The sequence below is a fragment of the Sphingomonas fucosidasi genome (assembly GCF_036663855.1).
GTDB lineage: Bacteria > Pseudomonadota > Alphaproteobacteria > Sphingomonadales > Sphingomonadaceae > Sphingomonas > Sphingomonas faeni_B.
This window is the reverse complement of sequence record NZ_JAXOJR010000004.1, coordinates 298,892-311,434: the sequence shown is the minus strand read 5'-3', so window position 1 is coordinate 311,434 and position 12,543 is coordinate 298,892. Positions and strand designations below refer to the sequence as shown.

The 12,543-nt window shown below is 63.0% G+C and carries 10 protein-coding genes and 1 pseudogene; 4 read left to right on the top strand and 7 right to left on the bottom strand.

Annotated features, from left to right (window positions below; genetic code table 11):
- Positions 1-13: 13 nt before the first annotated feature.
- From U1737_RS09560 to U1737_RS09530, 7 genes and pseudogenes are all read right to left on the bottom strand, one after another.
- Entirely contained in the window at positions 14-775 is a 762-nt protein-coding gene (locus tag U1737_RS09560; RefSeq protein WP_332796604.1) for a hypothetical protein, read from the bottom strand.
- Between the two features lie 10 nt (positions 776-785).
- Positions 786-1,835 (bottom strand): hypothetical protein, encoded by a 1,050-nt coding sequence (locus U1737_RS09555; protein ID WP_332796603.1) that lies wholly within the window; start codon positions 1,833-1,835, stop codon positions 786-788.
- The gene (locus U1737_RS09550) at positions 1,832-2,002 is read right to left on the bottom strand and encodes a hypothetical protein (protein ID WP_307090327.1); all 171 of its coding nucleotides are present in this window, start codon (positions 2,000-2,002) and stop codon (positions 1,832-1,834) included. The genes U1737_RS09555 and U1737_RS09550 overlap by 4 nt, the downstream gene beginning before the upstream one ends.
- A 75-nt stretch (positions 2,003-2,077) precedes the next feature.
- The gene (locus tag U1737_RS09545) at positions 2,078-3,004 is read right to left on the bottom strand and encodes a DNA/RNA non-specific endonuclease (RefSeq protein WP_332796602.1); all 927 of its coding nucleotides are present in this window, start codon (positions 3,002-3,004) and stop codon (positions 2,078-2,080) included.
- 251 nt (positions 3,005-3,255) lie between these two features.
- Entirely contained in the window at positions 3,256-3,699 is a 444-nt protein-coding gene (locus tag U1737_RS09540; protein ID WP_332796601.1) for a hypothetical protein, read from the bottom strand.
- Between the two features lie 331 nt (positions 3,700-4,030).
- A pseudogene (locus U1737_RS09535) lies at positions 4,031-4,348 on the bottom strand (DDE-type integrase/transposase/recombinase); the annotation flags it as partial.
- Positions 4,335-5,000 carry a hypothetical protein gene (locus U1737_RS09530; RefSeq protein ID WP_332796599.1) on the bottom strand — a complete coding sequence of 222 codons (666 nt, stop codon included), beginning with the start codon at positions 4,998-5,000 and terminating at the stop codon, positions 4,335-4,337. The pseudogene U1737_RS09535 and the gene U1737_RS09530, both read right to left, overlap by 14 nt.
- Positions 5,001-5,045: 45 nt before the next feature.
- On the opposite strand from U1737_RS09530, the gene U1737_RS09525 reads away from it, so the two are divergent.
- From U1737_RS09525 to U1737_RS09510, 4 genes are all read left to right on the top strand, one after another.
- Positions 5,046-5,948 carry a LysR family transcriptional regulator gene (locus U1737_RS09525; RefSeq protein WP_332796598.1) on the top strand — a complete coding sequence of 301 codons (903 nt, stop codon included), beginning with the start codon at positions 5,046-5,048 and terminating at the stop codon, positions 5,946-5,948.
- Positions 5,949-6,755: 807 nt separating this feature from the next.
- A complete protein-coding gene (locus U1737_RS09520) occupies positions 6,756-9,410 on the top strand; it encodes a TonB-dependent receptor plug domain-containing protein (RefSeq protein ID WP_332796597.1) in 2,655 nt (884 codons plus the stop codon).
- A gap of 29 nt (positions 9,411-9,439) precedes the next feature.
- Positions 9,440-10,327, top strand: a complete 888-nt coding sequence (locus tag U1737_RS09515; protein ID WP_332796596.1) for a 2-hydroxy-3-oxopropionate reductase — start codon at positions 9,440-9,442, stop codon at positions 10,325-10,327.
- A gap of 25 nt (positions 10,328-10,352) precedes the next feature.
- Positions 10,353-12,521: an alpha-amylase family protein gene (locus U1737_RS09510; RefSeq protein WP_332796595.1), complete on the top strand. Its 2,169-nt coding sequence runs from the start codon at positions 10,353-10,355 to the stop codon at positions 12,519-12,521.
- Positions 12,522-12,543 lie beyond the last annotated feature (22 nt).

Sequence of the window (12,543 nt, the reverse complement as noted above, 5' to 3'; positions counted from 1 at the left end):
GTCTCCTTGGGAATTAGTGGCGAGAGTGGCGGAGTGCGAACGGTACGAGCGCGACCCACATGATCGTGATGAAAGCGAGGAACTGGCTCGTCTGTGCAGGGCCGCCCGGGAGGTAGCCAAAGCCGCCCAACGAGGCCGCGTAGAGCTCGAACGAAATTACTGACACGCCGATCGCCAGCACATCGGCATCTCCGCCACTCTCCTCCTGCGTCCCGAACCATCGCAGCGCGATGACGAACAGCGTAATGATGACGATCAGGATCAATCGAATGACGATGTCGGTGCCCGCGATGCCTATGGCGAGGGGGTAAAGCGTTACCGCCTCGACAGGGAATAGCTTCACCAAGCTGGTGTAATATGGCTCAGGGGTTGGATCAGGCCGGCGCCCGGGTCTGACCGACGGCGTTGATGCTCGTCGAAGGCGCAGCGCGCCGCGCAGGGCTGGCCGAGCGGACGCCACCCCATCATTGGCAAATGCTGCAATCGCGCGCTGTACGGCTGCCGCATACCGCGACACCTCGGCATCGCCCGGTGTTAGTGCGGCCCCGATCGCCGTCGCCTGTTCGCAGCGATCCAGGATCGTGGCGAACGCCGATCGGTCCTCGGCCTCGGGGCTGTGCAACGAAACGAACCGATCGCGTTCGTTGCCGAGCGCCGTGCGTAACCCGAACATCGTATCGAAGAAGCGCGGGAGATAGCGGGGGTTCTCGGTCAATTCCTGAAGCTGATCGATAAGCGCATCTGCAGCCTCCACGGCCTGGGTAAAGGTGGTCATTGGATCCTCCTCAGGCGGGGGTGGCGATCGACGCGATCAGTCCGAGCGCGCGGGTGATGCGATCGATGTTCAGTCGAGCCGCGGCGCGGCGCTGCTGCGATGATAAGCGACCTGCCAACGCATCCCGCAGCCCGGCCTGGGCTTTTGCGGTGAGATCAATCGCGTCTGCCACCTCGGCCGCCCGTACGGGTCCCTGCTTCGCGGCCTCGCGGGCGGCGAAAACACGGGCGGCAAGCTGCTCGCGCTGTTCGGCCGTCAGACTGGTGCGATTGCGAAGGTAGGTTCGGAACAGCGCGTTACCGTAGAGATCGTCGGCGTTGCGCGCCGCCCCCATGCCCCAGGTCGTGACCTGGACAGACAGCGATGTCAGTGCGCGATCGACGACGGTGCCGCGTTCGACAACCAATGCACGTACATCGCGGGTTTGCCGGGCTTCGCGCGCGAGGTCGTTGGCAAACGCGATCAGCGCGACGACGCTCTGCCCTTGTTCGCTGCCGACAGCGGCGTTGACGTTTGGCAGGTCGGTGCCGGCGACAAAGTTCGTGAACCGGGCCAGCCGGTCGGCCTGATCGGCAAACGCAGTGATCTCGACGGATACGTCGGTCTTAGGAGCATCGAGAATCGCCGCCAAAGCATCAGCGTATCCGCTAATCGCGGCGAGCAGGGCAACACGCGGCTCCAGTACTGCGCGTGGACTGCTCCCGATGTCGATTTCGAACGCCGTATAGCCAAGGGCGGGTGCCTCGTTCGCAAGGCATAGAGGTGCGGGCGGGACGGTCGGCGCCGTAGGCACCTGGATGCGGAGCGGGGTGGCCGGCAGGCAGCTTGGATCGCTTGCGACCAGCGCTGCAGCAGCCTCCCGACGGCGCAGCTCTATCGCGTCGAAATAGGCCGTCGTGGCTAGGACTGCCTCTCGGCCTCGGGCCTGAACGGTCCCCGCGGTTTCGAGCTGAATTCCGTTTGTCGCACACCCCGCCAGAAGAGGCAGGCCCGTCAGTACGGGCAGAAGAGAAATGACGCAGCAGCGCATAACGGGCTCCTTCGGGCTTTCCGGCATCATGCGCCTAAACTTCGATTCTCTCTTCTCTTTCTACGCCGCGGGATCGTCCGCACACGCGAACGGTCCGCTGGCCGATCACGCGTGCGAACAGCCGTAATGATGTTGACGACGCTGGTGATGAGCGCTGCGATACCTACGAGCATGGGGCCGTCGATCATGTCGGTCATTGTCCGACTCTCCTTGTTGATCCGACCGCCGATGTTCCACATATGTTCCTTGTAGGACAGCGCTATTTGCGGCCGTTACAGCCTAATATCTTCGGCCTCGGTAACTAGCACCCGGACAACGTCGCCGGTCGCCTTCTCCTCGTTCGAGAATCCGTCAAATCCCCGCAACGACCCAAAGTCTAGGTTCGTCAGGCCTTCTATCGCGAGGACTGATCGCTGATAGGTCTTGAACGCTCCGAACAGGAGCAACTGCGCGTCCAGGTCGACATCGTGATCGATCAGATACGCGGAGGCCGATGGACGGCCATCGTCATGGATGAAGGCCACGACCTTCCAATAAGCCAGCGGGATAGCGACGCCGCGGTAAACCGGATCATTAGCCCGGAAGACCGGCCCCGTAAAAACGGTCGCACGTTCGCCGACCCGGCGCGTGTTGCCGAGGATATAGTCCTCGAGGCTCAGCCATGATCGCTGATTGAAGACCGAGAGTTGGGGCGCGCAGTTGGTGAAATGAAAGGTATCGCGGTTGGCTACGCTGGCGGTCGGGCCCCAGTTCGGATCTTCGCGCCGCACAAGATGGCCGCGATCGAAGTCGTTATCCGCATATAGCTCATCCCCCGCCTGGGCCTCTTCGGGAATGCGGCCGTCGAACGCCCACGGATCTCCGCCACGCGGTACCGACACGCTGGCGCTTCCATCGATATTGACAGCGGTGAAGAGGGCAAGACGCCGGCTTTTCGACATGAGAATCGAGAAATGCTCGTAATCAAGGCGGCCATCCTCACTGCCCGTAACCGGCAGCACATCCCCGGCAATAACACCGGTTTCGGGGATAGGCACGGCAAAGCCGGGGAGAAAATCTGCGTCGTAACCTGCCCGTCCCTGGAACGCGCCAGCGTCGGACGTCCTTACTCCTTCGCGTTCGAAGGGCAGTAAGCCGCGACTTTGAGGTGAGAGCGTCCGAAGGTCGGCCAACCGGGGTCTATATGACAGGTCGATCATGATGATCAGCTCCTCAGAGTTTCACGGCAGGTGCGCTCGATACGTAGTGTTTTGATGACATCCGCGTCGCGGACAAACGCATAGGGACGCAAGGTGGCAGTCTCATTGCATTGATGCGCCGCTACCTGACACGGTATCATCCAGGGCAGCCGAAGCTGTCGGTTACGACCCTTCCCGTGATTTTTCTCGAACAAATACGAAAAGGCCGGGCGATCGCTCGCCCGGCCTTTCATTCAAGCAAATGGGTGAGATTAGCGCGGCGGAGTGGTGCCGGGCGTTCCCCCTGTCGTGGAGCCCATCGTACCGCCGGTCGTGCCACCCATTGTGCCGCCAGGGTTCGTGCCACTCATTGAACCAGCGGTGCCGTCGGTCGTACCGCCCATCGTGTCCGCACCAGTCGTGCTGCCGGTCGTACCGGACATCGTGCCACCCGTCGTACCTGACGTTGTGCTGTGCGTCTTGCCACGGGCCTTCGTGCCGTGCTGCGTGCGTGTCGTTGCGGTCGATCCTGATGTACTCGTCGTTGGATTAGTCTGGTCCATCGAACCGGTCGACGCTCCCCCGTTCATGGTGCCAGTGGCTGATCCACTCATACCGCCGCTTGTCGTGCCACCGGTGGTGCTGCCGGTCGTCTGTGCCATCGCTACACCCGGAATAATCAGGGCTGCAGCTGCTATCGACGTTAAAATCCGCATTTTCTCTCTCCTATATTCTTAAAGAAGAAAGCGATCGCGGTTAAGTATGTTCCCTACGACATGAATATAAAGGGTCCTTCGTCCGACTCTATCACGGGTGCCTGGTATCTGTCGACGACTTACGCAACCTGATCGACGGAGGTATTATTCTAAACCGCAGCGTGTGGTGCGTCGGTCCTGATCGTAATATTCTTCGCCTTTATCGCCTCCGAATTCGCGAACCAGGTCAATTACGAGCGACCGCGTCCAGCAAGGATGGCGCGGAGGGGTGCTGTCCGTCTAACGCGGACCGCTCTCCATACGATACAGTCCGGGCTTTGAGCGCAGCGGCCTAGCTCGCGAGGATCTGCCACTCCGCCAGGGCGGCAGAGCCCCATTCCTTGTAGGTCTGGCGGTCGATGAGGTGGCGTTCGAGATTGAAGTGGTTGTGGATGTTGGCATGGACCGAGGCGAACTTCTGCAGGGTCGTCATTCGCCTGAAACGCAACATGGCGCGCTCCCTTCGCCGGAACGACAGGTGGCTGTTTTCAACCCGGTTGTTGGCCCAGCGTCCGACCTCCTGCTTTTGGGTATTGCCCAGTTCCTTCATCGCGGCACCGTACGACCGCAGTCCGTCGGTGGTGATCGTCTCGGGCCTACCGTGACGCTGCCAGTCGGCCGTCAGGCGACCAGGGCTGATCCGGCAATGTCCATGCGAGATCCGGCGTGCCCGTTCGAGCGATCAGAGTTCGCCCGCCTGCATCTATCACTGCAAATCCGTCGCCGCGTTGTACCGCCACCTCACTGCCTTGCGGCGACGCCATCGCACCGTCGAGCAAAAGCGCGTCGATGCTGTCGTTGCCGACCTGCCGAACAGTTGGTCGAGCGAAGTCGATCTCAAACTTGTCGTCATCGAAACGGAACAGCAACCCGCGGTCCCCCGTCCTCAAGACGAAGGGCATCTGCGTCGGCAACGCGACCACTTTGCCGGTCAACGCTGCCAATTGCGCTCGCAGTTCCGCCGCGCTGATCACCGGCGTTCGCGTCCCCCGAGCAGCATCGACCAGAACCCAGCTCCCTGCGTCCGGTCCGATCGCATCCCAGAAAACCAGGCGATCGCTCGCAGTCAGCCAGCGCGGTGCGACAAGGCTGTCACGGATCGCTTCGGGCCAACGATCGACGCGACGGGCGCGGTCGACCCGGGAAACGACCTCGCCGTCCTCTTGTGGCACCTGAGCGACTGCCACGCTGACCCAGAACAGCGCGGCAATGATGACGGTCAATGAATTAAACATACGTGATGGGTAGCTCGCCAATGCCATCCGCTACCAATATATCGTTGAGTGCGGATCGAGACGGGAAACATCATGATCGACATACGTCAGATGCGCTTGCTCATCGCGGTCGCCGAAGAGCTCCATTTTGGCCGGGCTGCGGCACGGATCGGTATGGCGCAGCCGCCGTTCAGCCAGCAGATTCTAAAACTGGAGCGCGATCTCGGCGTCGATCTGCTCCTGCGTACCAGCCGTCGCGTCTCCCTCACCCCGGCCGGCGCCGAATTGCTACGATCCGCGCGAGATTTGATCGCACGCAGAGACCAGGCGGTCGAACGCGTCATACGGACGGCGAACGGCAACGCAGGCACGCTGCGCGTAGGTTTTGCCGCATCATCCGCCATCGGGATCCTCCCGCCGATTATTCAGAAGATGCGCGCAGAGCTTCCCGACGTTATCTTGCAACTTGATGATCGCGACGGGGCCGACTTCGCCCGCCTGATACGCGCCGACGCGCTTGATGCCGCGATCGTCCGCGCGCCGTTCCAAGCGCGTGGCATCGTGGTCGAGTCGTTACACAGCGAGCCGTTCGTAGCGGTATTTCCCAATGGTCACCCGCTGAGTGAACGCGACTCGCTAACGCCGGGCGATCTCGCGGACAGCCCGTTCATTCTGTTTCCGCGAGCGGCCTCGCCAGGTCTCCACGACACCATCATCGGCATGTGTATCGGGTCCGGGTTTTCCCCTGCCATCGTTCAGGAAGCAGGCGCTTGGTTGTCCGTCGTCAGCCTGGTCGAAAGCGGACTTGGCATCACGATCGCGCCGTCCTCTGCAGCACGGCACTGCCCCTCGGGTGTTGCGTTTGTCCGAATTCGAGGCACCGAGGCCAGGGCCGAGCTCGCTACGGCCCGTGGCGAGGGACCGGCTTCGCCGCTTGTTAAACGCTTCCTGGACATTGCCAGATCGCTAGTAAGCGTGCCAACTCCGGTGGCATAAAGTAGATTTAGCTGTATCCGATTATTATGCTTGAAGACCCATAACCGGACGTTCAGCCCGCCCTTACCGCTTCCGAAGTTCGGACATTCGTTCAGGTCAGAAGCTCAACGTTGTCTAAGGGTCAGCGAGACTGATCGCACCGGAACGCCGGCACGTATGCAAACAGGCCGGGCAAGCCGCCGGTCATGACGAACAACACCGGTTCCTCGTTGCATCACGAATCGTCTCGGATGGCGGCGATGAGACCTGCAAAAGCCTTTTCGCTATAGACCGGATCGAGCACGCAGCCCTTCCGACCGGGCAACCAGCTGTACTACATCGAACATTGCGTTGGACGCTGCGGTCTGCGCAACGGCGATTACAGGCGTCGGTACCAGCGCCGCCAAGCAAGCGCGCTTTTCAACAATTCCGCGCCCTAACTCTCTCCTATCGGCACCCTTCTCATAAACGGCGATCCCGATCCCTGCGGCTCGGGGCCAACATCCAAAGGGAGCGGGCGTTCTTGAAGCGGAATTGCGTCGCGGACGACCAACCTTCCGGAACGGCGAGGCGTGCAGAAGCAGACGCACGGCCCTGCACTTAGGTAATAATAATCTTCCGTTGCTATACTTGGTAATATGATTTATCCATAACTCACAATCAAAAGGTGCTCAGAGCATCACGGGGAGAGGGAAATTGGACACCAAGGCTCGTCTGACGTCTTTTGCGATCGGCGTCAGCGCCATCGCACTGTGTCAACCGGTGAATGTGCAAGCTCAGGTTGACGCACCTGCACCCACGCAAACCCAAACCGAAGTAAACGCTACCTTGCCTGTTGACGGGACGGAGAGGACGCCGGTCGAAGACATCATCGTCACTGGCAGCCGCATTCCACGATCAACATTCCAGACGCCGACCCCAATCACGACCTTCACTGAGAAGCAACTGGAGCAGAAAGCGGCGACCAACGTGGTCGATCTCCTGCGCGACGTGCCGGCTCTACGTCCCAACCGTAACAACGGCAGCGGTCGCAACCTCGGTCTCGCGACCTTCAATATGCGTGCGCTTGGCTCCACCCGCACCCTGTTGCTGATTGACGGGCAACGCGTGCTCGACAGCAGCCCGATCGCCAACGGGTTCGACATCAACATCATCCCCGCGCCGCTCGTGTCGCAGCTGGATATCGTCACGTCGGGCGCCTCGTCGGTTTATGGATCCGACGCGATTACCGGCGTCGTCAACGTCGTCCTCAACGACAAGATCGTCGGTGGAAAGATCGACGGCCAGTTCAACATGTCCACGTATGGCGACATTCCCCAATATTCGCTGAGCGGGATCTATGGCGGCAAGTTCGATGATGGCCGGGGACATTTCGTGGTCGCCGCCTCCTACTTCGAGCAGCCCGACATCGTCTATCAGGGTGCCCGCCCCTGGGGTCGCCGCGGCGTGACGTTCATACCCAACGCCGCCTACACCCCGACAAACGGCGAATTCCGCCAGCTGATCGTGCCGGACGTCCGCTATTCGCAGATGACCGCCGGCGGCGTCATCACCACGCCCGGCGCGCTGCGCAACATCCAGTTCGGCGAGAACGGTGCGCAGAGCCTGTTCCGGCAGGGCACCAATGTCGGCACGGTCTGGATGCAGGGCGGCGACGGGCTGATGCCGCAGCCCGACTTCGCCCCGCTGCAGGTCGCCTCGCGGCAGTTCAGCGGTTTCAGCCGGCTGACCTATGACTTCCCCAACGACATGACCGCGCGCGTCGACGTGCTCGCCGCCAACACGCGCGCGCAGAGCACCGGCAACTACAACACGAACAACGCCGACATCACGATCCGGCGCGACAATGCGTTCCTGCCGACCAACATCCGCGACGCGATGATCGCGAACAATCTGACGACGATCCGGATCGGGCGCTACAATCCCGAACAGGGCCGGAACGAAAATTCGACCAGCAACACCTATATCAGAATCGGCGCCGGACTGAGCGGATCGTTCTCGGATATCTGGAAATGGGAGCTGGGCAACAGCTACACCTATGCGCGATCGTTGACGCTCGGCCGCAACAACCGCAACCAGGCAAAATGGGCCTTGGCGCTGGACTCGGTCATCGGACCCAATGGCCAGCCGGTATGCCGGTCCACGCTGACCAACCCGGGCAATGGCTGCGTCCCGGCCAACGTCTTCGGGATTGGCGCGGTGACCTCGGCGGTGAACGAGTATGTGCTCGGCACGTCGCGCCAGGATTCGCGTTCCGACAGCATCATCTTCAACGCCAACACCTCTGGGCAGCTCTTCAACACCTGGGCGGGGCCGGTGAAGGTCGCGGTCGGTGCGGAATATCGGCGCGATACGGTCGACAACAAATCCGACCCGATCTCCGACATCAACGGATGGCGGCAGGGCACGTTCGGCTCCTATTACGGCAGCCTCGAGGTCAAGGAGGGTTACGGCGAAATCTCGATACCGCTGGCCCGCGACACCAGCTTCGCGCGCAGCCTCGACGTCGATTTCGCCGGTCGATACGTCGACTACAGCACGGTCGGATCCGCCACGGTGTGGAAGGCCGGGGTGAACTACGCGATCAACGACAGCATCCGCCTCCGCAGCACCTACTCCCGCGATTTCCGCGCACCGAAGATCAACGATCTGTTCGCACAGGCCAATATCCGCATTGGCACGGTGACCGATTATCTGACCAATCGCACCGCCAACGTGAATTTTCTAATCGGCGGCAACCCCAATCTGCGGCCGGAGACGGCATATACCTTCACGGGTGGCATCGTCCTCCAACCGTCGTTCATTCCCAACCTGCAGCTGTCGGCCGACTTCTACGATATCAATCTGCGCGATGCGATCGTCACGCCCGGCCAGCAAGAAGTCGTCGACCGGTGCGGCCGCGGCGAGAGCATCTTCTGCACGGGCGTGATCCGCGATGCATCGGGCGAGATCACGCAGGTCAACGCGAACTCGTTCAATGCGCAGCGGCTCAAGACCCGCGGGATCGATTTCGAGGCAAGCTACCGGTTCGAGCTCTTCCAGGGACAGCTCACGACGCGTGCGCTGGCCACCTATGTCGATCGCCTGATCTCGACGACCGCGAGCGGCCAGGTCGATACGGCCGGCCAGCTGCAGGGCGGTTTCGCAGTGCCGAAATGGCGCGGCTCGACCACATTGTCCTACGACCAGGGGCCGCTCAACCTGCGCGTCCTGTTCAACTATATCGGCCCGGGCACCTTCGACAATAATTTCGGTCCGCTCGACCTGAACCGCAACCACTACCCGGCCTATGTCTATACCGACATCTCCGCGCAGTACGACATCACCAAGACCTTGCAGATTTTCGCCAAGGTCGAGAACCTGACCAACACCGCGCCGCCCCTGCTAGCAGAGGCGAGCATCACCGTCGCACTGGCCACCCTGTCGCAATATCACGACCTCCGCGGACGGGTATTCGGCCTGGGCGGACGCCTACGGTTCTGAAACCGCGCAGCATCGATGAGGACAACAGCATGAAGATCGGATTTGCAGGCACGGGCATCATGGGCCGGCCGATGGCGGGACACCTGCAGGCCGCAGGCCACGAACTGCTGCTGGTCCAGCATCGTTCGCCCCTGCCCGCCGAACTGCTGGCGGCGGGCGCGACCGTCTGCCAGTCCGCCGCCGAACTCGCCGCCGGGGCGGACATCGTCATCCTGATGCTGCCCGATACCGGCGACGTCGAGGCTGCGCTGTTCGAGGCCGACGGCATCGCCGCCGGGCTTCGGCCGGGCGGGTGCGTGATCGACATGAGCTCGATCGATCCGATCGCGACGCGCGGGTTCGCCGCGCGGATCGCGGCGCTCGGCTGCGATTACGTCGATGCCCCCGTATCGGGGGGCGAGGTGGGCGCCAAGGCGGCCAGCCTCACGATCATGTGCGGTGCTTCCGACACGGCGTTCGCGCGCGCCGAACCGCTCTTCCAATTGATGGGGAAGAACATCACTCATGTCGGCCCGGTCGGCGCGGGCCAGGTGACCAAGGTCGCCAACCAGATCGTCGTCGCGCTCAACATCGAGGCGGTGGCCGAGGCGCTGCTGTTCGCGGCGAAGGCCGGCGTCGATCCGGACAAGGTTCGCAGCGCGCTGATGGGCGGGTTCGCGGCATCGCGCGTGCTGGAGGTGCATGGCCAGCGGATGATCGATCGCACGTTCGCGCCGGGCTTCCGCATCGCACTCCACCAGAAGGACCTCAATCTCGCGCTGAACACCGCGCGGTCGCTCGGAATGGCCTTGCCCAACACGGCCTTGGCACAGCAATTATTCAGTGCCTGCGTCGCGCGCGGCGGCGCCGACTGGGATCATTCGGCGATGGTGCGCGCGCTGGAGGTCCTAGCGGATCACGAGATCGCGAAGGTTTGAGCGCGACGCGCTACGGGAGACGGTGATGGACGGGTTCGACATCAAGGCAGCATCGCGGCGCGGCGTACTGCAGACGCTGTCGCTGGCAGGGCTCGGCATTGCGACGGGAACGTCCGGCCCGCTGCTGGCGCAGGGGCGGCCCGGTATCGATACCCGGTTCGATCCGAAGAAATGGTGGACGCAGGATTACCGCATCGTCCAGACCAATTTGCGCGAGATCGATATCCGCGAAGATCCGCGCACGATCGCGCGCGCGATCCGTCAGTTCGGCGGCAACGTCATCGTCTCCAACATCGGCGGGATCGTCGCCTTCTATCCCACCGCCCTGCCCTATCAGCGCCGCAACCCGTATATGAAGGGCGATTTCGTCGAGGCGATGATTGCCGCGGCGCGCGAGGAGGGACTGGCCTATATCGGCCGCTTCGATCTCTCCAAGGCGATGAAGCCCGTCTATGACGCGAATCCCGAATGGTTCATGCGCAACCGCGACGGCACGCCGCGCGAATTCGCCGGCACGTATCAGGCCTGCCCGAACGGCGCCTGGGCGCTCGATTACGGCCTGCGCATCCTCACCGAGGGACTGACGCGGTACAAACCGGACGGCATCTTCTTCAACATGACCGGATATCCGCGGACGGATTACGCCAATGTCGATCACGGCATCTGCGTCTGTTACAATTGCCGGCGCGGTTTCCTCGCGATGTACGGCAAGGAATTGCCCGCACGCGAAGGGTTCGCGGACCCGAACTGGCGCGATTACCTGGCGTTCCAGGCGCGCACGTCGGAAGCGTTGCGCCAGCGGATCTCGGCGCACATCAACCAGCTCGCGCCCGGCGTGCCGATCACCCAGCATGACAGCGTTGAGCAGGTCGGCCGCGGCGAGGTGCAGCGGCGGGTCGACCGTGCCGCGCCGGAATGGGCGTATCAGTCGGGCGAGCAATGCCGGTCGGCGCTCGCGCGCAGCCCCGGTAAGCCCTGGTCGTCCACCTCCACCGCGCACATTGACTATCCGTGGCGCCAGGTGACCGAGAGTGCCGCCTGTCACGAGAACCGGATGGCGCAACAGATGGGCGTCGGCGCGAAGCTCGATCTATACCTGATGGGCACGCTCGCCGGTCAGGACGATCCCACGTATCTGCCCCCGGTTTCCCGCCTCTTCAGATGGCGCGCGGCGAACGCCGACAGCTATGCCGGCATGGCGGAGTCGGCGCCCGTCGGGATCTATCAGTCGGGCGCGACCGGTCGGCTGGCCGGGATGACGCCGTACGCAATATACCAGACCGACGAGTTTCGCGGGCTCTACACGGCGCTGGTCGATGCGCGCATTCCGTTCCGGTTCGTCCGCCAGCCCCGAAATGCGGATGATGCCGCCAAGCTGCATCAGGTGTTCGACGTCATCGTCGCGCCCAACGTCATGGTCGTGTCGGATGCCGAAGCGGCGGCGCTCGATCGGTTCGTGCAGGATGGCGGCGTGCTGGTCACCACCGGCCTGTTCGCCGGGTTCGACGACCGCGGCGACGCACGCACCGAGATGCCCCTCGCCTCGTTCCCGCTGGCGCGCTACGCGGCGGCACGGACGATCGCGGGCTGGACGCTCGACCCCGCCAAGAGCGTATTGAAAACCGCCGGTCGCGTGCCGCTCGACGGCCTCTATTTCGGTGGCGCGGCGCGGCGTGACGCGGAGACGCTGATGCGCTTTGCCCCCGACCAGCGCTTTGGCCCGCCCGAATTCAGCTATGCCATTCCGGGCGTCGCCGCGCGCACCGATCCGGGCGTGTCGGTGCGCGCGCACGGCAAGGGGCATACGGTCCACATCCCGTGGTTCATGGGCTGGCACTATTACCGCGACGGCCTGTCCGCGCACCGCGAACTGATCGCCGCGATCATTGCCCGCTACGTGCCCCCGCAGCGCTTCGCCCTAACCGGCGCCGGCCCCGCCGAACTGATGGTCATGCGCCGCGACGACGGCGCCTCGCTCGTCACCGTCGTCAACTATGCGGGGCAGCGCAACGGCACGTACGTATCGCCGCCACCGCTGCACGGCCTGAGTATCGGTGTGCTCGGGTCGCGTGCGGGCGAGGCGCGTGCGCTGGTCGGCGGCCAGACGATCCGCGCGCGTCCTGGCGACGCCGGTCGAAGCTGGTTCGATCTTCCGCCGGTCGGTGCATTCGAAGCGGTGCTGATTCCGGTATGACCGGTGCGGCCCATACTTTCGG